29 protein-coding genes, 1 pseudogene and 1 riboswitch are annotated in these 23869 nt (G+C 63.2%); of the genes and pseudogenes, 21 read left to right on the top strand and 9 right to left on the bottom strand.

Annotated features, from left to right (window positions below; genetic code table 11):
• The first annotated feature begins 88 nt into the window (after positions 1–88).
• Genes E0E29_RS02080 through E0E29_RS02100 form a run of 5 tightly spaced genes read left to right on the top strand, consistent with a single transcriptional unit; the run spans position 89 to position 3493 of the window.
• Positions 89–670 carry a DapH/DapD/GlmU-related protein gene (locus E0E29_RS02080; protein ID WP_130848422.1) on the top strand — a complete coding sequence of 194 codons (582 nt, stop codon included), beginning with the start codon at positions 89–91 and terminating at the stop codon, positions 668–670.
• Entirely contained in the window at positions 667–1206 is a 540-nt protein-coding gene (locus E0E29_RS02085) for a flavodoxin family protein (RefSeq protein WP_130848423.1), read from the top strand. Before E0E29_RS02080 ends, E0E29_RS02085 begins: the two co-directional genes overlap by 4 nt.
• Positions 1207–1219: 13 nt before the next feature.
• Positions 1220–2194: an alpha/beta hydrolase gene (locus E0E29_RS02090; RefSeq protein ID WP_130848424.1), complete on the top strand. Its 975-nt coding sequence runs from the start codon at positions 1220–1222 to the stop codon at positions 2192–2194.
• A gap of 24 nt (positions 2195–2218) precedes the next feature.
• Positions 2219–2728: a cyclophilin-like fold protein gene (locus tag E0E29_RS02095; protein ID WP_130848425.1), complete on the top strand. Its 510-nt coding sequence runs from the start codon at positions 2219–2221 to the stop codon at positions 2726–2728.
• Positions 2729–2740: 12 nt separating this feature from the next.
• Positions 2741–3493, top strand: a complete 753-nt coding sequence (locus tag E0E29_RS02100) for a carboxymuconolactone decarboxylase family protein (protein ID WP_130848426.1) — start codon at positions 2741–2743, stop codon at positions 3491–3493.
• A 78-nt stretch (positions 3494–3571) separates the two neighbouring features.
• Here the strand turns inward: E0E29_RS02100 and E0E29_RS02105 are convergent, their stop codons facing one another.
• Both E0E29_RS02105 and E0E29_RS02110 read right to left on the bottom strand, forming a co-directional pair.
• Positions 3572–4057: a hypothetical protein gene (locus tag E0E29_RS02105; protein WP_130848427.1), complete on the bottom strand. Its 486-nt coding sequence runs from the start codon at positions 4055–4057 to the stop codon at positions 3572–3574.
• Between the two features lie 174 nt (positions 4058–4231).
• A complete protein-coding gene (locus E0E29_RS02110) occupies positions 4232–4855 on the bottom strand; it encodes a TetR/AcrR family transcriptional regulator (protein WP_130848428.1) in 624 nt (207 codons plus the stop codon).
• Between the two features lie 152 nt (positions 4856–5007).
• Here E0E29_RS02110 and E0E29_RS02115 point away from each other — a divergent pair, with 152 nt between their 5' ends.
• The 5 genes from E0E29_RS02115 to E0E29_RS02135 all read left to right on the top strand — a co-directional run bounded on the left by E0E29_RS02115 (position 5008) and on the right by E0E29_RS02135 (position 8913).
• Positions 5008–5601 (top strand): sugar O-acetyltransferase, encoded by a 594-nt coding sequence (locus E0E29_RS02115; protein ID WP_130848429.1) that lies wholly within the window; start codon positions 5008–5010, stop codon positions 5599–5601.
• Positions 5602–5615: 14 nt separating this feature from the next.
• Positions 5616–6377: an EFR1 family ferrodoxin gene (locus E0E29_RS02120; protein WP_130848430.1), complete on the top strand. Its 762-nt coding sequence runs from the start codon at positions 5616–5618 to the stop codon at positions 6375–6377.
• Between the two features lie 187 nt (positions 6378–6564).
• Positions 6565–6816, top strand: coding sequence for a hypothetical protein (locus E0E29_RS02125; RefSeq protein ID WP_130848431.1), 252 nt, complete (start codon positions 6565–6567; stop codon positions 6814–6816).
• A gap of 62 nt (positions 6817–6878) precedes the next feature.
• Entirely contained in the window at positions 6879–8291 is a 1413-nt protein-coding gene (locus tag E0E29_RS02130; RefSeq protein ID WP_130848432.1) for an MATE family efflux transporter, read from the top strand.
• A 16-nt stretch (positions 8292–8307) separates the two neighbouring features.
• On the top strand, positions 8308–8913 hold the full coding sequence (locus E0E29_RS02135; protein WP_130848433.1) for a cytidylate kinase-like family protein: 606 nt from the start codon (positions 8308–8310) through the stop codon (positions 8911–8913).
• Positions 8914–8981: 68 nt separating this feature from the next.
• On the opposite strand, the gene E0E29_RS02140 is transcribed toward E0E29_RS02135, so the two are convergent.
• Complete coding sequence (locus tag E0E29_RS02140; protein WP_130848434.1) at positions 8982–9551, bottom strand: 3'-5' exonuclease; 570 nt, start codon at positions 9549–9551, stop codon at positions 8982–8984.
• A gap of 161 nt (positions 9552–9712) precedes the next feature.
• On the opposite strand from E0E29_RS02140, the gene E0E29_RS02145 reads away from it, so the two are divergent.
• The 3 genes from E0E29_RS02145 to E0E29_RS02155 are packed head-to-tail and all read left to right on the top strand — an operon-like array spanning position 9713 to position 11304.
• Positions 9713–10540, top strand: a complete 828-nt coding sequence (locus tag E0E29_RS02145) for a TrmH family RNA methyltransferase (protein ID WP_130848435.1) — start codon at positions 9713–9715, stop codon at positions 10538–10540.
• A 20-nt stretch (positions 10541–10560) separates the two neighbouring features.
• A complete protein-coding gene (locus E0E29_RS02150; RefSeq protein WP_130848436.1) occupies positions 10561–10956 on the top strand; it encodes a DUF5655 domain-containing protein in 396 nt (131 codons plus the stop codon).
• A 12-nt stretch (positions 10957–10968) separates the two neighbouring features.
• Positions 10969–11304: a YqfO family protein gene (locus tag E0E29_RS02155; RefSeq protein WP_130848437.1), complete on the top strand. Its 336-nt coding sequence runs from the start codon at positions 10969–10971 to the stop codon at positions 11302–11304.
• Positions 11305–11648: 344 nt separating this feature from the next.
• Here the strand turns inward: E0E29_RS02155 and E0E29_RS02160 are convergent.
• Positions 11649–11891 (bottom strand): annotated as a pseudogene (locus E0E29_RS02160) (transposase); the annotation flags it as partial.
• A gap of 10 nt (positions 11892–11901) precedes the next feature.
• Here E0E29_RS02160 and E0E29_RS02165 point away from each other — a divergent pair.
• Together E0E29_RS02165 and bcp are read left to right on the top strand one after the other, a co-directional pair.
• The gene (locus E0E29_RS02165; RefSeq protein WP_130848438.1) at positions 11902–12942 is read left to right on the top strand and encodes an alcohol dehydrogenase; all 1041 of its coding nucleotides are present in this window, start codon (positions 11902–11904) and stop codon (positions 12940–12942) included.
• Positions 12943–12965: 23 nt separating this feature from the next.
• Positions 12966–13424, top strand: a complete 459-nt coding sequence (gene bcp, locus E0E29_RS02170) for a thioredoxin-dependent thiol peroxidase (protein WP_130848439.1) — start codon at positions 12966–12968, stop codon at positions 13422–13424.
• 11 nt (positions 13425–13435) lie between these two features.
• Here bcp and E0E29_RS02175 read toward each other — a convergent pair whose 3' ends face one another.
• A complete protein-coding gene (locus tag E0E29_RS02175) occupies positions 13436–14098 on the bottom strand; it encodes a putative ABC transporter permease (RefSeq protein WP_165449761.1) in 663 nt (220 codons plus the stop codon).
• 112 nt (positions 14099–14210) lie between these two features.
• Here E0E29_RS02175 and E0E29_RS02180 point away from each other — a divergent pair, with 112 nt between their 5' ends.
• A complete protein-coding gene (locus E0E29_RS02180) occupies positions 14211–15254 on the top strand; it encodes a linear amide C-N hydrolase (RefSeq protein WP_242622338.1) in 1044 nt (347 codons plus the stop codon).
• A gap of 76 nt (positions 15255–15330) precedes the next feature.
• Here the strand turns inward: E0E29_RS02180 and E0E29_RS02185 are convergent, their stop codons facing one another.
• The 4 genes from E0E29_RS02185 to E0E29_RS02200 all read right to left on the bottom strand — a co-directional run bounded on the left by E0E29_RS02185 (position 15331) and on the right by E0E29_RS02200 (position 19217).
• Positions 15331–16518, bottom strand: coding sequence for an ABC transporter permease (locus tag E0E29_RS02185; protein ID WP_130848442.1), 1188 nt, complete (start codon positions 16516–16518; stop codon positions 15331–15333).
• Positions 16515–17051: a hypothetical protein gene (locus E0E29_RS02190; protein WP_130848443.1), complete on the bottom strand. Its 537-nt coding sequence runs from the start codon at positions 17049–17051 to the stop codon at positions 16515–16517. The genes E0E29_RS02185 and E0E29_RS02190 overlap by 4 nt, the downstream gene beginning before the upstream one ends.
• A 164-nt stretch (positions 17052–17215) precedes the next feature.
• A complete protein-coding gene (locus E0E29_RS02195) occupies positions 17216–18520 on the bottom strand; it encodes a sensor histidine kinase (RefSeq protein WP_130848444.1) in 1305 nt (434 codons plus the stop codon).
• Positions 18504–19217: a response regulator transcription factor gene (locus E0E29_RS02200; protein WP_130848445.1), complete on the bottom strand. Its 714-nt coding sequence runs from the start codon at positions 19215–19217 to the stop codon at positions 18504–18506. Before E0E29_RS02200 ends, E0E29_RS02195 begins: the two co-directional genes overlap by 17 nt.
• A gap of 114 nt (positions 19218–19331) precedes the next feature.
• Positions 19332–19440, top strand: a riboswitch (TPP riboswitch).
• 221 nt (positions 19441–19661) lie between these two features.
• Between E0E29_RS02200 and thiW the strand changes: the two genes are divergently transcribed.
• From thiW to thiC, 5 genes are all read left to right on the top strand, one after another.
• Positions 19662–20186: an energy coupling factor transporter S component ThiW gene (gene thiW / locus E0E29_RS02205; protein ID WP_130848446.1), complete on the top strand. Its 525-nt coding sequence runs from the start codon at positions 19662–19664 to the stop codon at positions 20184–20186.
• A gap of 1 nt (position 20187) precedes the next feature.
• Positions 20188–21015, top strand: a complete 828-nt coding sequence (gene thiM / locus E0E29_RS02210) for a hydroxyethylthiazole kinase (protein ID WP_130848447.1) — start codon at positions 20188–20190, stop codon at positions 21013–21015.
• On the top strand, positions 20996–21637 hold the full coding sequence (gene thiE / locus E0E29_RS02215) for a thiamine phosphate synthase (RefSeq protein WP_130848448.1): 642 nt from the start codon (positions 20996–20998) through the stop codon (positions 21635–21637). Before thiM ends, thiE begins: the two co-directional genes overlap by 20 nt.
• An 81-nt stretch (positions 21638–21718) precedes the next feature.
• The gene (gene thiD, locus E0E29_RS02220; protein WP_130848449.1) at positions 21719–22522 is read left to right on the top strand and encodes a bifunctional hydroxymethylpyrimidine kinase/phosphomethylpyrimidine kinase; all 804 of its coding nucleotides are present in this window, start codon (positions 21719–21721) and stop codon (positions 22520–22522) included.
• 26 nt (positions 22523–22548) lie between these two features.
• Positions 22549–23856 (top strand): phosphomethylpyrimidine synthase ThiC, encoded by a 1308-nt coding sequence (gene thiC / locus E0E29_RS02225; protein WP_130848450.1) that lies wholly within the window; start codon positions 22549–22551, stop codon positions 23854–23856.
• The last annotated feature ends 13 nt before the right edge of the window (positions 23857–23869 follow it).

Genomic DNA, 23869 nt, shown 5'->3' on the forward strand with positions numbered 1-23869 from the left:
CATAATAAACTATTCGATATAGGTATTTGTTATCCATTTCAGCAGGTGGTACAATGGAAGCAGAAATTAGTTAAAGTGGGAGTATACGATGGATCTTAACGCATTTTTGGAGCATTTGAACAGCGGAAAGACTGTGCAGGGGGGCAGCGAAGCCCATCAGTTCATGCACGGCGTCAGCCAGGAAGCCCTGCGCATCACCGCCGAAATGAACAGCGGCTACCATGAGCCGGAGGAGCTGCGTGCCCTCTTTTCCCGGCTGATCGGACAGCCGGTGGACGAGAGCTTCGGGCTTTTTCCACCCTTCTACACCGACTGCGGCAAAAACATCCACATCGGGAAGCACGTTTTTATCAACATGGGGTGTAAATTCCAGGACCAGGGCGGCATCTACATTGGAGACGGCGCCCTCATCGGCCACAACGTGGTGCTGGCCACCCTCAACCACGCCAAATCCCCCAAGGACCGGAGCAGCATGATCCCCGCCCCCATCCGCATCGGCAAAAATGTGTGGATCGGCTCCAATGCCACCATCCTGGCCGGCGTGACCATCGGCGACGGCGCCATCGTGGCCGCCGGGGCGGTGGTGGCCAGGAATGTCCCGGAAAACACCATCGTGGGCGGCGTGCCCGCCAAGATCATCCGACACCTGCGTGAGGAGGAAATGCAATGAGCAAGAAAGTCCTGGTCATCTCCACCAGTCTGCATCCCGGCAGCAACTCCGACCTGCTGGCCCAGCGCTTCACCCAGGGCGCCCGGGAGGCAGGACATGAGGTGGAGGTCCTCTCCCTGCGGGGCAAGGACCTGCGCTTCTGCAACGGCTGCCTAGCCTGCCTGAAAGCCCCCCGGTGCGTCATCCAGGACGACGCCAACGACATCGTGGAGAAAATGGGGGCGGCGGAGGTTCTCTGCTTTGCTACCCCGGTCTACTACTACGGTATGTCCGGTCAGATGAAGACCCTGCTGGACCGTGCCAATCCTCTCTATTCCGCCGACTACGCCTTCCGGGACATCTACCTTCTGGCCTCCGCCGCGGAGGAGGACCCGCACACCGTGGACGGCACCGTCACCGGCCTCACCGGCTGGGTCGACTGCTTTGAGAAGGCCCGCCTGGCCGGCACTATCTTTGCCGCCGGCGTCAACGACCCCGGAGAGGTCCAGGGCCATCCCGCTCTGGAGCAGGCCTATGAGCTGGGCAAGCGAATTTGAGGAGGTAACCGATATGCACGCCAAATATAACGGCTATTCTTTTCCGCTCCGGGATACCGTCACCCGGGAGAAGGTCCATTTCCACAACCGCTACGGCATCACGCTGTGCGGTGACCTTTACCTCCCCAAGGCATCCACCGGGAGTCTGCCTGCCATCGCGGTGGCCGGTCCCTTCGGCGCCATGAAGGAGCAGTGCGCCGGGCTCTATGCCGAGGAGCTGGCCAGCCGTGGCTTTGCCGTCCTGGCCTTTGACCCCTCCTTCATCGGGGAGAGCGGAGGCGAGGTGCGGAACGTGGCCTCCCCCGATATCAACACCGAGGACTTCTCTGCCGCCGTGGACTTCCTCTCCACCCGCGATTTCATCGACCCGGAGCGGGTTGGCATTCTGGGCATCTGCGGCTGGGGCGGCATGGCCCTCAACGCCGCCGCCATGGACACCCGCATCAAGGCCACGGTGACCTCCACCATGTACGACATGACCCGGGTGAACGCCAAGGGCTACTTTGATTCCGCCGACAGCGCCGACGCCCGTTATGAGACGAAAAAAGCCCTCAACACCCAGCGGACGGAGGACTATAAAACCGGGACCTACGCCCGGGCGGGAGGCGTGGTGGACCCCCTCCCTGAGGACGCCCCCTTCTTCGTGAAGGACTACTATGACTACTACAAGACGGAGCGGGGCTACACCGAGCGTTCCCTCAACTCCAACGAGGGCTGGAACACCACCTCGTCCCTTTCCTTTATGAACATGCCCATCCTGCGGTACAGCAACGAGATCCGCAGCGCCGTGCTGGTCATCCACGGGGACAAGGCCCACTCCTGCTACTTCAGCAAGGACGCCTTCGCCGACATGGTGAAGGACAATCCCTATGCCGACAACAAGGAGCTGCTCCTCATCCCCGGCGCCGTCCACACCGACCTCTACGACCGGAAGGATGTCATTCCCTTTGACCGGATCGAGACCTTCTTCCGTCAGTACCTGAAGTAAATTTGATACGGAAGGTATGCCGCCATGACCGGAATCCTGACCATGCTCCTGGCCATCCTGGGCCTCTCCGCCTGCTCGGCGGCGGAAGTTCCCGCAGCCCCCGTCACCCCGCCCCCCACACAGGCGGTGGTATCGGAGCAGGAGACGCCCTCGCCCTCCGGAGAGACGGCGTCCGGTGAGGAGGAGACCAAGTTGAAGATCACAGTGGGAGACGAGGAGCTGCTGGCCACCTTCGAGGACAACCCCTCCGCTGAGGAGTTCCGGGACCTGCTGGCCCAGGGCCCAGTGACGGTGGAGATGGACGACTATGGCGGCTTTGAAAAGGTGGGACCCCTGGGCACGACTCTGACTCGGAGCGATGAACAGATCACCACACAGCCCGGCGACGTGATCCTCTACCAGGGGAACCAGATCACCATCTACTACGGCACCAACACCTGGAGCTTTACACGGCTGGCCAGGATCGACGACCCCACCGACCTGCGGGAAAAGCTGGGGGATGGGACGGTCTCGGTCACCTTTTCTCTGGAATAGGAGGTCATTTACATGGCAGTCAAGCAGACCGCGGGCCGGGAGGCCCTGGGGGAGTTCGCCCCCAAATTCGCGCAGCTCAACGACGACGTACTGTTCGGCGAGGTGTGGAGCCTGGAGGACAAGCTCTCTCTCCGGGACCGCTCCCTGGTGACGGTGGTGGCCCTCATGGCCCAGGGGCTGGTGGACAGCTCCTTCCAGTACCACCTGGCCACTGCCCGGAAGAACGGCATTACCCGGGAGGAGATTGCCGAGATTTTGACCCACGCCGCCTTCTACGCCGGCTGGCCCAAGGCCTGGGCGGCCTTCCGCATGGCCAAGGAGGTATGGGCTGAGGATGCCGGCGATGACGGCAAAGCCCGCCACCAGCAGGAGATGGTCTTCCCCATCGGCGCCCCCAATGACGGCTTTGCCCGGTACTTCGTGGGCCGGAGCTACCTGCACCCCCTCTCCACCGACCAGGTGGGGGTATACAACGTGACCTTTGAGCCGGGCTGCCGCAACAGCTGGCACATCCACCACGCCGCCATGGGCGGCGGACAGCTGCTCCTCTGCGTGGCCGGCCGGGGCTGGTACCAGGAGTGGGGCAAGGAGGCCCGGGAGCTGCACCCCGGCGATGTGGTCAACATTCCGCCGGAGGTCAAGCACTGGCACGGCGCCGCCCGGGACAGCTGGTTCTCCCACCTGGCCCTGGAGGTACCCGGTGAGAACACCTCCAATGAGTGGCTGGAGGCCGTCTCCGACGAGGCATTCGGACATCTGGACTGAGTTTCCTGCACACAAAAGCGTTCCCCGTGCGGCTGTAAAGCCGCACGGGGAACGCTTTTGCCCTCTGTTGCCTGTACCTTACTTCTTAGTGAAACGTTCGGTGAAGAAGGTGGTGAAATCCGCCAGCTCCGCCTCCTGAGAGACGTAGACATACAGCTTTTCGTCCTCCAGCCAGTCGTAGGCGTTGATGGCGATGTAACCATGCCGGTCGGGGTAGATGACGAAGGCGTCGGTGGGGTACTTGTTCCGGTAGGCCTTCAGGATCTCCGCCCGGCGGTACCAGGTGGGCTCGCCGCAGCCGGAGAGGTCGGGGACCGTTGGCACCACCACGATGGTCTCGCTGTCTTCATTCCAGCCCACGATGAGATTACCGATCTTGGTCTTGCTGCCGTGGACGAAGCCGTAATTGAACCGGGACACATCCTCGGTATAGCCGAAGATCAGCCGGTAGTCGCCCCCGTTCTCCACCACCTGGTCAAAGAGGGCGCGCATCTTTTTGGCGTTGGCGTTGCTCTTCTCCATGTCGATCTCGGGTCCCTTGAACAGTTTTCCGAAAAATCCCATAGCTGTATCCTCCCAGCGTCCATTTATTTGTAAGCCGCGCAGCCCGGTTTCCGGGCGGCCCGTCGCTCACGCAGAATAAAGATAAAATTTTATTTTTGTATTTATTTAGGGTGAAAAACAGATCCGCCGGGATCAGGCCGCAGCCGTGATGGCAGACGGATCTGGGTATCCTTTTCAGCGGGGCTTGTCGTCCTTCCGCATCTGCTCCAGGCAGTCCACGATGGCTCCGATCTGGACATTCACCGCCGCGTCGGCGGCCTCGGGCACCAGCAGCGGAAGGGAGGAGGGGATGGCCCGGCGGAGGACCATGACTGCCAGGCTCAGGTTGGTGAAGAGGGCCACCCGCCCGTCGTCCGGCCGGATGCCGAAGCACTCCAGAAGCCGTGCAAACAGCCGAAGCTGCTTCTCGCGAAAGTGCCGGTAGCTCTCCTCGGACAGCCTGCGGAAGAGGACCTGCTGCTCCTCAATGGTCATGACGGCGATGCCGTTGCGCTCGCCGTAGCAGCAGGTGCGGAGGAACCCCTCCACCCCCTCCCGCCAGGTGAGGGCCGGGTCCTCCATCAGCTGCCGGGCACAGGCCAGGATCTTGGGCTGCTGGTGGTAGAGAGTCTCCACGATCAGGTCCTCTTTGCTGGAAAAAAAGGTGTAGAAGAAGGTGCGGGAGATGCCCACCTCCCGGTAGATCTGCTCCACCGTGGTGTGCTGGATGCCCTGGCGGGCCATGAGCGCCAGGGCGGTGGTGACCAACGCCTCCCGGATGCGTTCCCGCTCCTCCTCGGAATAGGCTACTTTAGGCACTTCACCACCTCCGCTTCATAAAGATTATTTTTAAAATTTGTCTTTATTTTACCACGCAGGTCCTCACAGGGCAAGAGGAAATGGGACGGTTTGCCCCCAGCGGCCTTTTGTGGTATCCTATACCGGAACAACGACCAAAAAGGAGACCACCCATGGAATATCTGGAGATCGTCAAAGACCCCGCCGGCCATATGGGCCAGAACCGGAACCTGCCGCCGGACCTGAAAACCAAGGCCCGGCAGCTGTGCTGGGAGTTCAACCAGTCCCCGCCTGACGCCGCCGAGCGGCGGCAGGAGATCCTGCGGGAGCTCTTCGGCACCTGCCATCCCCTGACCTTCATCGAGCCCTCTTTCCGCTGCGACTTTGGCTTCAACATCCACACCCACGGCCTAGCCGTCATCAATTATAACTGCGTCATCCTGGACACCTCCCCCGTCCACATCGGGGCGGGGGCATTCCTTGCGCCGGGGGTCTGCCTGAGCTGCGCCGGCCATTCCATCGACCCCGAGCAGCGCTCGTCCGGCATCAGCACCTCCAGGCCCATCACCCTGGAGGAGGACGTGTGGATCGGCGCCAACGCCGTGGTCTGCGGCGGCGTCACCATCGGAAAGGGCTCCGTCATCGGCGCGGGCAGTGTGGTCACACGGGACATTCCGGCGGGCGTGGTGGCTGCCGGGGTGCCCTGCCGCCCTATCCGGCCCATCACCGAGCAGGACAAGATTTCGCCGGAGCAACTGGCCTTTTAAAGGGGGAATGAGATATGATCCTCTATTTTTCCGGCACCGGCAATAGCCGTGCCTGCGCTAAGTGGCTGTCCAATACTCTGGGGGACGACTGCCGGGACGTCTTTTCCTTTCTCCGTGACGGCATCGCGGGGGAGTTCGTCTCCCAGACTCCCTGGGTCTTTGTGGTCCCCACCTACAGTTGGCGGCTTCCCAGGGTATTCGTTTACTTTCTCCGCACCAGCCGTCTCTCCGGCGCACGGGACGCCTACTTCGTCATGACCTGCGGTCAGGACATCGGCGCCGCCCCCCGGTACAACCGCGCCCTCTGCGCCCAGCTGGGCCTGCGCTGCCGGGGGACTCTGACAGTGGTCATGCCGGAAAACTACATCGCCATGTTTTCCGCCCCCACGCCGGAGGAGGCCCTCCCCATCCTGGCCGCCGCCCGTCCCACTCTGAAGCAGGCCGCCGCCTGCATCCGGCAGGGGAGCGACTTCCCCGAGGGGAAGATCGGTCCGCTGGACCGTCTGAAGTCCGGCCTGGTCAACGACCTCTTCTACCGTTTCCAGGTGAAGGACCGCCCCTTCACGGTCTCCGATGCCTGCATCGCCTGCGGCAAGTGTGAGCGGGACTGTCCCCTGGGCAACATCCGCCTGGAGGGCGGCCGACCGGTGTGGGGTGGGCGGTGCACCCACTGCATGGCCTGCATCTGCGGCTGCCCCACGGCGGCCATCGAGTATGGGAAGGTCAGCCGGGGCAAGTCCCGGTATCAGTGTCCCGAGGAGCCCTTCCGCCCCTGACCCCGTTGGGCAAATCGCCCTTTTCGGCCCGCCGTTTTTCAGAGAGAATTTTGTTCAAAAACACCTTTGAAAATCCATCTTCCCTTTGGTATGATAAATGTACAACGTGTGGCTATCATCGGCGTAAATCCGGTTGATGGCCACACGTTGTTTTCTTTTCCGCCAAACATTTGAGAGGAGGCAGCCTATGAAAAGGAACCAAGCGGCTTGCATCTGTCAGACTCTGCATTTCCAGCTCAAAGAGGACGTGGAGCATACCTGCGCCGTAAGAGCCGTCAGAGAAGAGGTGAGCCATTACAAGCACCGACTGGACAGGAGCTGCACAAAATACAGGATTCTGTCTGAGACCGAGCAGCCCGATGGCTCCGTAATCGTGAAAATCATCAAGCAATACAACCACAGCCCAGTCGGCGAATACCTGGATCTGAACAAAACCTAAAAACCGTGCGGCCACCGGAGTCTTTTCCTGTGGCCGCACCTCTTCGGCTTGGAGGCATTCCCATGGAACAAAAATCCAATGTTTTTCTGGAGCAAGAGCCCGTTGGAAAGCTGATGGGCAAATACGCGATCCCCTGCATCATCTCCCTGCTGGTGGCCGCCCTTTACAACATCGTAGACCAGATCTTTATCGCCAATGCGTCCTATCTGGGTTCCTACGGCAACGCCGCCAACACCGTGGTTTTCCCGCTCACCGTAGTGGCCCTGGCTCTGGCCGTCCTCATCGGGGACGGCTGCTGCGCCTACGTGAGCATCTGTCTGGGCGCCAACGAGCGTGAAAAAGCACAAAGGAGCATCGGCAACGCCGTGGTGCTGTGCGTGGCGGTGAGTATCCTGCTCACTGTGCTCTATCTGGTTTTCCAGGATGCCATCCTCACCATGTTCGGCGGCCGGGTCAACGAGGAGACCTTTCAGCATTCTGAGGAGTACTTCTTCTATATCACTCTGGGCGTCCCCTTTTATATGTTCGGTCAGGCCATGAATCCCATCATCCGCTCCGATGGCAGCCCCAAATTTGCCATGGCCGCTACTCTGGCCGGCGCCGTGGTCAACATCATCCTGGACCCTGTCTTTATTTTTGGCTTCCAATGGGGCATGATGGGCGCCGCCGTGGCCACCGTCCTGGGCCAGATCCTCACCGCCATTCTCTCGATCGGATACCTCTGCCGCATGCGCTCCGTCACCCTGGACCGGAGCTGCTTCCGCCTGCACTGGAACCTCATAAACAAGTTCCTCCCCCTCGGCATCTGCAGCCTGCTCTCCCAGATCTCCCTTGTCGCCGCCATGGCCGCCATCAACAACATGATCCGCCAGTACGGCGCCCTGGACCCTATTTTCGGCCAGACTCAGTACGCTCAGATCCCCATGGCGGTGGTGGGCATCGTCATGAAGTTCTTCCAGATCGTCATTTCCATCGCTGTTGGCATGGCGGCGGGATGCATCCCAATCGTGGGCTACAACATCGGTGCCGGACGGAAGGACCGGGCCAAAGACCTGTTTACCCATCTGCTTTTGGCTGAGGCAGCGGTGGGCGCCGTGGCCCTTCTCATCGTGGAGCTTCTCCCCATGCAGCTCATCTCCATCTTCGGTGCCGCCAACGAGAGCACCTACTACACCGAATTCGCCATCAAGTCCTTCCGTATCTACCTCTGCATGATGATCTTCGCCTGCGTCAACAAGGGCACCTTCATCTACCTTCAGTCCCTGGGCAAAGCCCTGGCCTCCACCGCCCTCTCCATGCTCCGTGAGGTGGTCTTCGGCGTTGGCTTCGCCCTTCTCCTGCCCCGCTTCTACGGTCTGGACGGCGTCCTCTATTCCATGCCGGTGTCGGATATTCTGACCTTCCTGGTGGCGGTTATCATGATCCGCTACACCTATCGCCAGCTCTCCCAGCCGGAGCAGCCATCCCCCCAGTGACCCAAGGAGGTGTGTCATGAAATACAGAATCATCACCATCAGCCGCGAGTTCGGCAGCGGCGGCCGCACCATCGGCAAGCAGGCCGCGGAGCGGCTCGGGCTTTCCTGCTACGACCATGAGCTCATTGACCGCATGGCCGAGGAGAGCGGCTTTGCCAAGGAATATATTCAGGAAAAAGCAGAGTACGCCAACTACGGCAGCTGGCTGGCCAACGCCTTTTCCAACCGGGCCATGGAGGGCATCTCCAACCGGGACTACCTGTGGAGCGTCCAGCGCAGGGTCATCCTGGACCTGGCCGGGCAGGGTCCCTGCGTCATCGTGGGCCGCTGTGCCGACTACATTCTTCGGGAGGAGGCCCAGTGCCTCAAGGTCTTTGTTCACGCCGACCTGGACAAGCGTGCCGACCGCATCGTCCGGCTCTACGGCCAGCGGGAGGAGGCGCCCGTCAAGCGCCTCAAGGACAAGGATAAACGCCGGGCCGCCTATTACAAATTCTATACCGACCTGGACTGGGGCGACTTGCGCAACTACCACCTGGCCCTGGACAGCGGCGCCCTGGGCATCGATACCTGCGTAGACATCATCGTGAACACCTACCGTCAGATGTCCTCCGGCACCTGAATCAATTCCGACCTCTAAACAGCAGACGGGCGGAACGGCCACCGGCCGTTCCGCCCGCTTTTTGTTTCTCACCGGCCCGCCTTTACCGTGCGTGCCTTCATCAGGTCGTAGGTACGCAGGAAGGGCGTCACTGCCGCTCCCGCCTCCAGGTGGTGGAGCAGGATGCGCCCGCAGGCCTCGCTGTCGCTGCCCGCCCGGTGGTGATCCAGCTCAATGCCCAGGTGGTCACACAGGGTGTTCAGCCGGTGGTTGGGAAGCCCCGGCAGCAGCCGGCGGCTCATCTGGCAGGTACAGGCGTAGGGGACCTGCTCCCGCCAGAAAAGCCCGTAGGCCCACAGGCACTTGGCCAGCACCGACATATCGAACTGGGCGTTGTGGGCCACCAGCAGCCCGCTCTCAAAGATGGGACGCAGCCTTTCCCACGCCTCCAGGAAGGTGGGCTGTCCGGCCACCATCTGAGGGGTGATGCCGGTAAGGGCGACATTGAAGGACTCAAAGGGGACCTCCGGGTCCACCAGAAGATCATAGGTCTCCGTCACCCTTTCCCCCTCCACCACCGCCACACCAATGGCGCTCATGCGGTCGTTGTTGTGGTTGGGGGTCTCCACATCAAAGGCGATATAGCGCTGGTATCCCATGCCCTGTCTCTCCATTCCCTTCGGGCCGAGGCCCGGCGTTTTCCCCTCATTCTACCACAGTTCGACCCGCCCTGGAAGAGACGTCTTTACAGTACCGGGCATTGTGCGTATACTAAAGTCAGAACTTGTATCAATGGGAACGACCCAGCAGAGGAGGAGCCATGGCCCAGATCATTACCGTCACCGACCTCACCCACCCCGGGCTCTCCCCCTACGCCCGGCTCACCGAGCGGCAGCTCCGCAGCAAGCGGGACCCGGAGGAGGCCCTTTTCATCGCCGAGAGCCCCAAGGTCATCGGCCACGCCCTGGATGCCGGCTATGTGCCCGTCTCCCTTCTCATGGAGGAAAAACACCTTCGTGGTCAGGGAGGTGCACTCCTGGACCGGTGCGGAGATATCCCCGTCTACACCGGGGAGAGCGCCCTGCTGGAATCTCTCACCGGCTATCGGCTGACCCGGGGCATCCTGTGCGCCATGCGGCGGCCTACCCTGCCCACGGTGGAGGACATCTGCGCCGGCGCCCGGCGGGTGGCCGTGCTGGAGGGTATCGTGGACCCCACCAACGTGGGGGCCGTCTTCCGCTCCGCCGCCGCCCTCCATATGGACGCCGTACTGGTCACACCCACCTGCTGCGACCCCCTCCACCGCCGCTCGGTGCGGGTGAGCATGGGCACCCTCTTCCAGGTCCCCTGGACGGTGATCGGCAGCCAGGCCGGCGACTGGCCCCATCCGGGGCTGGAGCGGCTGAAGGCCCTGGGCTTCGCCACTGCCGCCATGGCCCTGGACGCCCGGGCCGTCACCATCGAGGACCCCCGGCTCCGCTCGGAGGAGCGGCTGGCCATCGTGCTGGGCACCGAGGGGGACGGCCTCTCCAACCACACTATCGTCGGGTGCGACTACACCGTGTGCATCCCCATGGCCAACGGAGTGGACTCCCTCAACGTGGCGGCGGCCAGCGCCGTGGCCTTCTGGGAGCTGCGGGCGCGGTAGGTCCGAAAGGAGACGTGAGCATGGAGCGAAACGAGCACTACGAGAGCGACCTTCTCTTTTTCTTCGACGGAAAGCCCCTGGAGTTGGGCCTCTATGAGGCCCTCTTTGCCCAAATGGAGGCCGCCTTCCCACAGGCCTCAGTGAAGGTGCAGAAGAGCCAGATCAGCTTTTATGATCGTCACCTCTTTGCCGCCGCCTCCCTCCCCGTCCGGCGGAAGAAAAGCTGGCCGGAACACTGCCTGGTTGTCACCGTAGGCCTGAACCGGCGGCTGGAATCCCCGCGGGTGGCGGTGGCAGTGGAGCCCTACCCCGGCCGATGGACCCACCACATCCTCCTCACCGCCCCGGAGGAGATCGACGGCGAGCTGATGTGCTGGCTGGAGGAGGCCCGGAACTTCGCCGTCAGCAAGCGGTAATCGAGGTGCTGTATGTCTCTCTCCTATTGCAAACTGGAAATTTTTATACCCGAGAGCCATCTGGAGGCCCTGCGGGCCGCCCTTCAGTCGGTGGACGCGGGCCATATCGGCGCCTATGACGGCTGCCTCTCCTATTCCCCTGTCACCAGCTGCTGGCGTCCCCTCCCCGGCACCACTCCCTATCTGGGCCGTGTGGGGGAGCTGTGCACCGCCACCGAGCTGAAGGTGGAGGTCACCTGCCGGGTGGCCGATCTGGAAAAGACCGTCGCCGCCGTCAAGGCGGTCCATCCCTATGAGGAGCCTGTCATCAACGCCATCCCCCTGCTGGCCACCGGCCTGGGGGAGTAATCAGGAAAGTCCAATGGTAATAAGTCAAGAGGGAGACACAAGAAAAATTTGAGTAAAACAGTATGGAAACAGCTAAGTGGGCAGCAAAAAGGCAACACCAACCAAAGCCCTGCCCCGGAGTTTTTTGAAACAGGGCCTAAACGTCAGAACGGCAAGCGATATGCTTAGCCCTCCGGCGGGATATACAGNTCCAATGGTAATAAGTCAAGAGGGAGACACAAGAAAAATTTGAGTAAAACAGTATGGAAACAGCTAAGTGGGCAGCAAAAAGGCAACACCAACCAAAGCCCTGCCCCGGAGTTTTTTGAAACAGGGCCTAAACGTCAGAACGGCAAGCGATATGCTTAGCCCTCCGGCGGGATATACAGGCGGTTGTCTTTCAGCAGTCGAAAGACCAACCGGACCAATTTTCTGGCAGTTAAAGCGAGTGCGCGTTTATGCTGGTACTTGTTGACCTCATGGTATTTGAGGTCATAGTAGCGCCGGAACTCGGAGTCGCATCTTCTCACGGAGTTGGCGGCTTCCAGCAGGTAGTACCGAAGATAGCGGTTGCCGGATTTAATCATTTGGGAGTGTTCGGCTTCAAATTCANGGCCTATGCTGGCCTATACCTACATGGGCCGGGGCGACCTCCGGCTGCTGGAAAAACCCAAGCCGGTGCTGCTGGAGGACGGGGACGCCATCGTCCGGGTGACCCTCGCCAGCATCTGCACCAGCGACCTCCACATCAAGCATGGCTCGGTGCCCTGTGCGGTGCCCGGCATCACCCTGGGACATGAGATGGTGGGCGTCGTGGAGGAGGTGGGCGCCGCCGTTACCCGGGTGAAGCCCGGCGACCGGGTGGCGGTGAACGTGGAGACCTTCTGCGGGGACTGCTTCTTCTGCCACCACGGCTGGGTCAACAACTGCGTTCACCCACAGGGCGGCTGGGCCCTGGGCTGCCGCATCGATGGCGGACAGGCCCCCTTTGTCCGGGTGCCCCTGGCCGACCAGGGTCTCACCCCCATCCCCACCGGGGTGAGCGATACCCAGGCTCTCTTTGTGGGAGACATCCTGGCCACGGGCTACTGGGCTGCCCAGATCACCCCCGTGGGGCCGGAGGACACCGTCCTCCTCATCGGCGCCGGGCCCACCGGCGTGTGCACCCTCCAGTGCCTGCTGCTTCAAAGCCCCAAGCGGGTCATCGTCTGTGAGCGGGACCCCCAGCGCCGGGCCTTTGTGGAACAGCACTATCCCCAGGTGCTGACGGTGGGACCCGAAGAGGTCCTCCCCTTTGTCCTGGCACACTCCGACCACGGCGGCGCCGACGCCGTCATCGAGGCGGCAGGCACCGAGGACACCTTCCGTCTGGCCTGGCAGTGCGCCCGGCCCAATGCCGTGGTGACGGTGGTGGCCCTCTACGACGGTCCCCAGGTCCTCCCCCTCCCCGATATGTACGGCAAAAACCTCACCTTCAAGACCGGCGGGGTGGACGGCTGCAACTGCGCCGAGACCCTGGACCTCATTGCCGCCGGGAAGCTGGACACCACGCCCCTCATCACCCACACCTATCCCCTCCGGGACATCGCCGCCGCCTACGATCTCTTTGAGCAGCACGAGGACGGCGTCATCAAGGTGGCCATCGACATGGCCCTGTAATCAACGAAAAGGAGCGATCTCATATGCTGGAAGCCGGCGTCAAAGCCCCCGCCTTCACCCTGCCCGACAAGGACGGCACCCCCGTCTCCCTCGCCGACTTTTTGGGCAAAAAGGTCATTCTCTACTTCTACCCCAAGGACAACACCCCCGGCTGCACCCGGCAGGCCTGCGCCTTCGCCGGCAGCTATGACGCCTTCCGGGACCTGGACGCTGTGGTCATCGGGGTGAGCAAGGACTCCACCGCCTCCCACCAGAGGTTTGCCGAAAAATATAACCTCCCCTTCCTCCTTCTCTCCGACCCGGAGCTGGGCGTTCTCCAGGCCTACGGCGTCTGGCAGGAGAAGAAGCTCTACGGCAAGGTGAGCATGGGGGTGGTCCGCACCACCTTCATCATCGATGAAAACGGCATCATTGAGAAGGTGATGCCCAAGGTGAAGCCCGACACCAACGCCGCCGACATCCTGGCCTATCTCCAGGGCTGAACACCGGTGTCTCAACGGGGGTCCATCAGATTCTGGTACCGGCTGTGAAGGACCTGGTCAGGATACCACCGGTCCAGGGCGGCGGCCACCGGGCCGGCGGCTGGATGCCCCTCCCGCCGCTCCTCCATCCGCAGCATGGCGGCGGCAGAGAGAACGGTGTCCGCCGCCAGCAGCAGGGAGATCACCTGGAGGACGGTCCGCTCCACTCTGGGCGGCAGGCGGTCGGTCTGGGCGGTGAGGGCCGGAAAGCCCCGATAGATCCACAGCACGGCGCCCAGCCCCCACAGCAGGGCGAAGAGCAGATTGGTCCGCCCTTCCAGATGGAAGGGCATATAGGAGTAGTCCCAAAAGATCCTGTGGAACATGGCCTCCCCGGCCGCGCTGGCCACATACTCAAAGCCGCCCCCCAGCAGTCCGCCGGTCAGCAGCAATACCCAAGGTCCCCGGTAGCGAAAGGGCCACAGGCACCAGGTCACCATTACGGCGCCCAATCCCCATACCAGACTGAAGGGGCCGTAGATCAGGCTGCTGCGGCTCATGACCACTCCCGTGGCGCTCCAAACATACAGCACCTCCAGCCGCTCCCCTATAAAGGCAGCGGTCAGGAAGGTCCAGATCAGATGCCGGAACGCCGGCGGGTCAGACCGATTTAGAGTCAAAACATCCCGATCCACAGCGGCACCTCCAAAAGCAGTCTGTCCCGCTGGACCGGGCATGATGCGTCCATACGCCTGCATAACTTTTTCCATTTCACACACACTGATGCATATGAGAGGAGGCACAGACATGGAGCGTGGATTCTGCACGGCCGGCTGCAGCGCCCTGAGCTGGCATACGAAAGATGGCAAACACCTCTGGGGCAGGAACTACGACTTTGACCGCCTGGCAGAGGGGACGCAGGTCACGTTTCTCCCCCGGGGCACCGCCTATGCTCCGGTCGCCGGCGGCAGCGGAGAGACCCTTCGTTACGCCTGCGCCGGGACCGGCCTGCTCCTTCCCCAAAACCCGGTGCTCTACGAGGGGTTAAACGAGCAGGGACTCATGGGCGGGCAGCTCTACTATCGGAGCTTTGCCGCCTATCCAGACGGTCTTGACACCGGCAAACGGCCCGTCCAGCCCCCCTTCCTCCTCCTCCATCTGCTGGGTCAGTGCGCTACGGTGGAGGAGGCCGTCCGCTGCCTGGAGGAAGAGATCTGTTTGGCGAACATCCCCTTCCTGGGGGCGGTGCCGCCCCTCCACTGGTCCTTTTCCGACCGGACCGGGGAGACCGTGGTGATAGAGCCCGACGCCGCCGGTCTCCACATCTACCGGAACACCATCGGCGTCATGACCAACAGCCCCGGCTACCCCTGGCACCGGACCAACCTCCTCAACTACGCCGGACTCCGGGATCTGGACTACGCCCAGACCCCCTTCGGGGACGGCCAGGAGCAGTGCTTCTCCGGCAGCGGCGCCCAGGGCCTCCCCGGCGACTGGAGCTCTCCCTCCCGCTTTGTCCGTTTGGCCTTCCTGCGGCGCTTCGCCCTGCCCGGCGAGGACGAAGAGACAGGAGTGAGCCGAATGTTCCGCCTCTTCCAGAGCGCCGCCTTCCCTCTGGGGGCGGTGCAGGTGAGCCACCAGACTCCCGCCACCGAGCTGGATGCCTCCGTTCTCCCCTATGACTACACCGTATACACCGGCGTCTGCTGCGCCGAATCCCTCCGGTACTACTGGGCCACCTACGAGGGCCAGCAGATTCGGTATCTGGATCTGGGCGCTCTGCTGGAGCATCAGACGCCCCTCCAGTTTCCGATGGAACAGACCCTGGGTTTCTTTCCAGTTACTCCATGAAATGTGCAGCGGCCCTCCCACAGAAAGCCTGTGGGAGGGCCGCCGCTATATGAGGTGGAAAGAGAGAAAAGCATGGTCAATCGGTCCGCAGGGCGGCCACCGGTGTGAGGCCGGAGGCCATGATGGCCGGGTACATGCCGAAGGCGATGCCCAGCACCACCGAGAAGAGGAAGGCCCCCGTAGCCAGAACGGGGTCCGGGAAGAGAACCAGTTTCAGGATGAGCTTGCCCGCGATGAGGGTGCCGATGAGTCCCATGAGGATGCCCAGCACTCCGCCCAGGCCACACACCATGGCCGACTCCACTAGGAACTGGAGGAGGATGGAGGCACGGGGCGCGCCGATGGCCTTGCGGATGCCGATCTCCCGGGTCCGCTCCGACACGGTGACCAGCATGATGTTCATGATACCGATGCCGCCCACCAGCAGGGAGATGCCAGCGATGCCGCCCAGCACCAGGCTCATGGTGGTATTCTGCTGCTTGGCGTCATCGATGAACTGTTCATCCGACTGCACCGAGCAGTTGTCCTTGCCCACCAGGCCCTCCAGATAACCGCTCAGGAGGGTGATGGCCTGCTTCACTGCCGCCCGGTTCTTGGCCTTGGCCGTGAAGCTGGTGATGCGCTCCTGGTTATTCAAAATGCGGGTGGCCGTCTCCGGCACCACCGCCATATTGTCCATGGAGTAGTCCGAATCCGGGTCCTTGGCCCGGTAGACCCCGATGACCTGGAAGGGCTGACCGCCGATGCGTACCTTTTTGCCCACCGGGTCCACATGGTCAAAGAGATAGGAGGCCGTCTTGGCACCCAGCACCACCACATTCCGGCAGAGCTTGCTGTCCAGGTAGCTCAGGTCCCGGCCCTTGCCGATCTGGAAGTTGTTGCAGATGGAGTAGGATGTATTCCCAAGGTGGATGCTGGGTCCGCCGGTCTCCATCTTGGTGGTGTTCCTGGCACCGTAGCTGATGGGCATGCTCAGGTCCACATCCGGCGTAATACCGGAAAAGACATCCTTCCGCCGGTCACAGTACTCATAGATCAGCTCCTTGAGCCCCGGCCGCTCCCGGCCATGGATGAACACCGTCACCTTGTTGTTGCCCAGCCGCTCAAAGTACTCCAGCATCTTCTGGTTGGAGCCCTTGACCACCGACACCATAATGACCACGGATGCTACGCCGATGATGATGCCCAGCATGGTGAGGATGGCCCGCACCTTTTTCGCTGTGATAGACCGGAGGGCCATTTTAAAGGCCTGTACGATGTTCATATCTGCTCCCTTCCGCCGCATTTCGGCGTCTTTTGATCAAGGCCCGCCCCATGGCGGATCATCATCCTCTCCAGGAAGGGCCAGAAGTGTTCCGGCTCTCCCCGGGTAAAGCCGCTGTTTGCCACCACAATGGCCTCCCCGCTGTCCAGCTGGAGCACCGAGAGAGTGCTCAGCCGCTTTACCCGGACGATCTGGTCGTAGTCGGCCCAGAAGGTCTCCGCTCCCTCGGTGATCCGGATGCGGGGCCCAAACTCCACGATACCCACACGCTCCGGGCCGGTTTTGGTCCGGCCCGCCCGCAGGCGGGGCAGCAGCCGGGCGCTGACGGCGGCGGCCAGGGCCAGCAGCCCCAGCCCCAGACACAGTCCACCCTCCAGCCAGAGTCCGGCCCGGGTCAGCAGGGCGTACATCAGCACGCCGATCGCGCCCAGAATAAGGCAGCCCCAGCTCAAATCACGGGCCACCGACTCCCGCAGATAGGCCTGGAGCAGTCCCTCTCCGGCGGGATATTGATTGACATATGGACAGAGCAAGGCTGTGTCCCCCTTTTCCGGCGCTTGACTCCGGCACCGTTCTTTTCTGAACACAGAATAGCACGCAAATCTTACCGTTCCCCTAAAGCCCTTTCTTAATTTTTCTTAACTGCGCAAAAAACTGCCCCGGAGACGTGCCGCAGCACGTCTCCGGGGCAGCTTTTCTATACTGCTTTGAAAAAGAGGGTGATCTGGAAGCCGTCATCGGTCTCTGTACGGTCCAGCCTTCCCCCCATCTGCTCCATGACTCTGGAGGCACTGGCCAGACCTACGCCGCTGCTCTCCGCCCCGTCGTAAGAGGCGCGCAGGGCGTTGGCGATCCGCACCCCCATGAAATCCTCCTGGTCCAGGAGCGCAATGGTCACAGGCTTGCAGGGATCGGCGTACTTCAGCAAATTGGAGGTCAGGTTGTCCAGCACCCGGGCAGCCCCCTCGCAGTCCACGGCCACCTGACGGCCGCTCCAGGGCAGGTCAGCCTCCACCCGGAAGCCCCGCTGGGTAAGGCAGACCGCCAGCTCGGAGAGGGCGTCCCCCACGCCGGCCTCCATGCTCACCGTCTCGGTATGCCCCGCCTGTGTCTCCTCACTGGAGCGCGCGTAGCGGAACAGGTGGTCGGCCAAGGAGCGCATCTGCTCCACCTTGCCCTCCAGCCGGTCCAGGTACTCCTCCCGCTTCTCCGCTTCACCGCCGTTCCGGCGCAGGAGCTCCACGTAGAGAAGAATGGCGGTGAGGGGGGTGCGCAGGTCGTGGGACATCTCAGTGACCATGCGCTGGTTGGCCTGGGTCAGCTCCCGTTCCCGCTCCCCCTGCCGTCGGAAGGAATCCCGCATGGCGTCCAGCCCCCGGGCCAGGTCGGTGAGCTCGTCCTGTCCCCGGATGGTAATGGGCACATCCAGGGTCCCTCCCTCCAGCACACCGATCTCATGGCTCAGCTGGCGGATGTAGGTGATGGTGCCCTGAATTCCCGCCATGACGATCCCCAAAAACACCAGAAAGGCCCCCGCCAGGGAGATCACCAGCAGCCGCATGTCATACTGATAGTAGTAATAGCCGTACAGCCAGACGGTGGCCGGCCCATCGGCAAATGCCACATCGTGGTAGTTCCCCCACTCATAATACTGCCCCGCAGACGGGTAGGCAGTAAAGTCGGCTTCGGGATAGAAGGAGTCATAGGTCACCATACCATCCCGCACCACCTGAATGGACACCACATTCTGACGGTAGACCCACTGAGTGAGTTTGTCAGCGTCCCAGGCCGTCACCGACTCCGCCTGGATATAGCTGCGCAGGTCATCCAGATACCGCTGGTCCTGCCGCTGGACAAAGTCCTCGCTGGTGAGGTAGCGCTCCAGCAGGGTGCGTCCCGCCAGATCCAGCCCCAGATAGCACAGCCCCGCCACCAGTGCCGCAAACAACAGCAGCCGGCCCAGTCTGGCCCGGATAGAGCTTCGCCTATTCCACAGCTTCAAAGCGATACCCCTTTCCCCACTCGGTGACAATGCGCCTGGGCTGCTGCGGGTCCCGCTCCACCTTCAGCCGCAGCTTCCGCACATGGACCATCACGGTGCCAGCGCAGCTGTAAAAATAGGGCTCCTCCCACACCCGCTCGTAGAGGGTCTGGGCGGAGAAGATGGTCCCGGGATACTCCATCAGCAGCCGCAGCAGCCGGTACTCCAGCCCGGAGAGCCGCACCTCCCTGCCGTCCACCCAAACCTGGTTGCCCACGGTGCTCAGCCGGATGCCGCCGGCGTTGAGAATGGACGGCTCCTCCCGAACAGGAGAGGCGTTTTTCCCGCGGTAGACCCGGTAGCGCCGCAGCAAGGCCCGGGTGCGCATCAGCAGCTCCGTATAGGAAAAGGGTTTTGTGAGGTAGTCGTCCCCACCGGCCATGAGGCCGATGAGCTTGTCCGACTCCTGGGCCCGGGCGGTGAGAAAGAGGACCGGCACGTTGGAGACCTTCCGCAGTTCCTGGCACACCTTCAGACCCGACATGCCCGGCATCATCACGTCCAGGATCACCAGGTCGGTATTCTCCCCCGCCAGGGCCAGCCCCGTCTCACCGTCCGCCGCCTCGTCCACAACGTAGCCCTCGCTCTCCAGCAGCAGGCGCACTCCCTCCCGGATGTCCGGGTCATCTTCGATCAGGAGAATTCTGGTCTCATCCACGGCGTTCCGCCCCCTTCCCTCCGGTCCAGCCGGAGATGTGCTCCCATTGTACCCGGTATCTCATCGGGATGCAACACGATTCCATTCCCGGGTTGACATTCTTCGTCACCGTGCTATAATTTTCCGGGGAGCTCGTGCGGCGGGCTGAGAGGGAGTCATCCAACTCCGACCCTTTGACCTGATTTGGGTAATGCCAACGTAGGGATGTGAGCTTGGTGAAAGCGGACGCGTCATGTTGGCGCGTCCGTTTTTTTCATTTTTCGGAGGTGAGCGACGGTACAGCAGCGAGCATGCTCAGCCTTGGGCATGGCGGCAGAGGGGGAGCGCCCTGTGCCGCGGGCAACGACCGCGATGGGAAGCCGTGTTCCGGCGTGAGAGGAGGCCAGCAAGCCTCGACCGTTCGGCGCGTCATGCGCCGGAAAACCGAAAAAGGAGCTGTTATCCATGGATCACACCCGCGTCAAAAAGCTCTCGGCCGCCGGTCTGCTCACCGCCGTGGCCGTGGTGGGGAGCCTCTTTTCCTTCCCCGTGCTGGGCTCCCAGTGCGCCCCCGTCCAGCACATGGTCAACATCGTCTGCGCCGTCTGTTTGGGGCCCTGGTACGGTGTGGGGGTGGCCTTCGCCGCCAGCCTCATCCGCAACCTCCTGAGCCTGGGCACCCCCATGGCCTTCCCCGGCAGCATGCTGGGCGCCCTCCTCTGCGGCCTCGTGTACGCAAAATTCCCCCGGCTGCCGGCCGCCTGCCTGGCCGAGGTCTTCGGCACTGCCGTGCTGGGCGGCCTGTGCGCCTACCCCGTGGCCATCTTCATCGTGGGTAAGAACGTCGGTGAGATCGCCTTCTACGCCTACATCGTCCCCTTCCTCATCTCCACCGCCGTCGGCGCCATTCTGGCCGGCGCCGCCCTGGGTGTGCTGGATCGGGCCGGAGTGCTGCGGACCTGGCAGCTCCGACGGCCCCAGGAGGGATGATATGGACGGCACTGTTGTAGAGGCGGTGCGGGAAACCGCCCCCCTCATCCACTGCATCACCAACTATGTCACCGCCAACGATGTGGCCAACCTCCTGCTGGCCATCGGCGCCCGGCCCGTTATGGCCGACGATCCTGCAGAGGCCGCCGAGATTACCCTGGCCGCTCAGGGCCTCTGCCTCAACCTGGGCACCCTCCACAGCGCCTCTGTTCCCGCCATGTACGCCGCCGGCGCGGCGGCCGTCTCCAGGGGCATCCCCCTGGTGCTGGACCCGGTAGGGGCGGGGAGCAGCACCTTCCGCACCCAGACCGCCCGGGAGCTGACCCGGGCCCTCCGTCCCGCCGTCCTCCGCTGCAACCCCACGGAGCTGGCCGCTCTGGCGGGGCGTGAGGGAGGCGGCGCCGGGGTGGACACCGCCCCCGCCGACCGGATCACCGAGGCCAATCTGGGCGACTCCGCCCGGCGCATCGCCGCCCAGGCCCGAGAACTGGGCGCGGTAGTGGCCGTCACCGGCGCCGTGGACCTGGTCACCGATGGCACCACCTGCTATGCCGTGCGCAACGGCCGGCCCGAGATGGGCCGGGTCACCGGCACCGGCTGCCAGCTCTCCGCCCTCCTCACCGCCTTCCTCGCCGTCCAGCCATCCAAACCACTGGAGGCCGCCCTTGGTGCGGTATGTGCCATGGGTCTGGCCGGAGAGCTGGCCTGGGGGCGGATGGCACCCGGCGACGGCAACGCCGCCTACCGGGGCCGCATCATCGACGCCGTCTATCACCTGTCCGGCCAAGCGCTGGAGAAAGGAGCCAACTATGAAGCTCTCCCCCTCTGACCTGCGGCTCTACGCCGTCACCGACCGCCGCGCCCTTCCCGCCGGGTTCACCCTGGCCCAGGCGGTGGAGGCCGCCCTGGGCGGCGGCGTCACCTGCCTCCAGCTCCGGGAGAAGGAGGCCTCCGCCGGGGAGATCCTGACCCTGGCCCGCACCCTCCTCCCCCTGTGCCGGACCAGGATGGTCCCCCTCCTCATCAACGACCGGGTGGACATCGCCCTGGCCGCCGGGGCCGACGGGGTACACCTGGGCCAGGAGGACCTGCCCCTCCCCGAGGCCCGGGCCCTGCTGGGTCCCGACCGCATCCTGGGGGCCACCGCCCACACCGTGGAGGAGGCCCTCCGGGCCCAGGCGGAGGGGGCGGACTACCTGGGGGTGGGGGCCATGTTCCCCACCGGCACCAAGACCAACACCATCCCCACCTCGGCGGACACCCTGAAGTCCATCTGTGCCGCCGTGTCCATCCCTGTGGTGGCCATTGGCGGCGTCACCGCCCAGAACCTGCCTACCCTGTCCGGCACCGGCATCGCCGGGGCCGCCGTGGTGAGCGCCATCTTCTCCCAGAGCGACCTCACCGCCGCCGCCCGCACCCTGCGGGCTGCCGCGGACCTGGCCGCCCGCTGACACAAGTTCACCCATCGCGGCGGATTGGGGGCACCACCTTCCGTCGCGTAACAAAACGGCACTGCCGAAAGGAGCATTCTTATGGTCACAGCATTGACGATCGCTGGGAGCGACCCCAGCGGAGGCGCCGGTATCCAGGCAGATATCAAGACCATGACCGTCCACGGCGTGTACGCCATGAGCGCCATCACGGCCCTGACCGCCCAGAACACCACCGGCGTCACAGGCATTCTGGAAGTCCCGCCCGACTTCCTGGAACAGCAGCTGGGGAGCATTTTTACCGACATCCCGCCCCAGGCGGTGAAGGTGGGGATGGTCTCCTCCGCCCCCCTCATCCGTACCATCGCCCGGGTTCTGGCCAAATACCGGCCCGCCCACGTGGTGGTGGACCCGGTGATGGTGGCCACCAGCGGCTCCCGGCTGCTGTCGGAGGAGGCGGTCTCCACTCTGAAGTCGGAGCTGCTCCCCCTCGCCGAAGTCCTCACCCCCAACATTCCCGAGGCAGAGGTCCTCTCCGGCCGGTCCATCTCCTCTGAACAGGACATGGAGGCCGCCGCCGCGGCCATCGGCTCGGCCTACGGCTGCGCCGTGCTGTGCAAAGGGGGACACCAGGTGAGCACCGCCAACGACTGCCTCTGGCAGCCCTCCGGGGTCAAATGGTTCCGTGGCCGCCGCATCGACAACCCCAACACCCACGGCACCGGCTGCACCCTCTCCTCCGCCATCGCCTCCAACCTGGCCAAGGGCAAGGACCTGGAGACGGCGGTCTATGAGGCCAAGTGCTACCTCTCCGGCGCTCTGGGGGCCATGCTGGACCTGGGCAGGGGCAGCGGACCCATGAACCACGCCTTCGCGGTCTCCGGTACCTATACCGACACATTCTGACTGGATACGAAAGGAAGTTTATGACCATGGAACGGATCTATGCCACACAGATGGAAGCCGCCCGGAAGGGCATCGTCACCCCGGAGCTGGAGGCAGTGGCCAAAAAGGAGCGGATGACCACCGAAGAACTCCTCCCCCTGGTGGCCGCCGGCAAGGCGGTCATCCCCGCCAACCGCCTCCACACCTGCCTGGACCCCCAGGGTGTGGGCTCCATGCTGCGCACCAAGATCAACGTCAACCTGGGCGTCTCCCGGGACTGCAAGGACTATGACGTGGAGATGCAGAAGGTGATGTCCGCCGTGAACATGGGGGCGGAGGCCATCATGGACCTCTCCAGCCACGGCAACACCCAGCCCTTCCGCCGCAAGCTCACCAGTGAGTGTCCCGCCATGATTGGCACCGTGCCGGTGTACGACAGCGTCATCCACTACCAGCGGGACCTGGACACACTCACCGCCCAGGACTTCATCGACGTCATCCGCCTCCACGCTCAGGACGGTGTGGACTTCGTCACCCTCCACTGCGGCATCACCAGAAAAACCATCGACCAGATCCGCAAGCACAAGCGGAAGATGAACATCGTCTCACGGGGCGGCTCCCTGGTGTTCGCCTGGATGTGCATGACCGGCGAGGAGAACCCCTTCTACCAGTACTACGACGAGATCCTGGATATCTGCCGGGAGTACGATGTCACCATCTCCCTGGGCGACGCCTGCCGGCCCGGCTGCCTGGCCGACGCCACCGACGTGTGCCAGATCGAGGAGCTGGTACGGCTGGGCGAGCTCACCAAGCGGGCCTGGGAGAAGGACGTGCAGGTGATGGTGGAGGGCCCCGGCCACGTGCCCATGGACCAGATCGCCGCCAACATGAAGGTCCAGCAGACCATCTGCATGGGCGCTCCCTTCTATGTGCTGGGTCCCCTGGTCACCGACATCGCCCCCGGCTACGACCACATCACCGCCGCCATCGGCGGGGCCATGGCCGCCATGAGCGGCGCCGCCTTCCTGTGCTATGTCACCCCCGCCGAGCACCTGGCCCTCCCCAACCTGGAGGACGTGAAGCAGGGCATCATCGCCTCCAAGATTGCCGCCCATGCCGCTGACATCGCCAAGGGCATCCGTGGCGCCCGGGAGATCGATGACAAAATGGCCGAGGCCCGGCAGAAGCTGGACTGGGAGGGGCAGTGGGCCTGCGCCCTGGACCCGGAGACCGCCAAGGCCATCCGTGCCGACCGCTCCCCCGAGCACGATGACACCTGCTCTATGTGCGGCAAGTTCTGCGCCGTCCGTTCCATGAACAAGGCCCTCAGCGGCGAGCACATCGACATCCTCTGAGCCAGACATACAA

This window comes from Intestinimonas timonensis, from assembly GCF_900626145.1.
In the GTDB taxonomy this organism is placed as follows: domain Bacteria; phylum Bacillota; class Clostridia; order Oscillospirales; family Oscillospiraceae; genus Intestinimonas; species Intestinimonas aquisgranensis.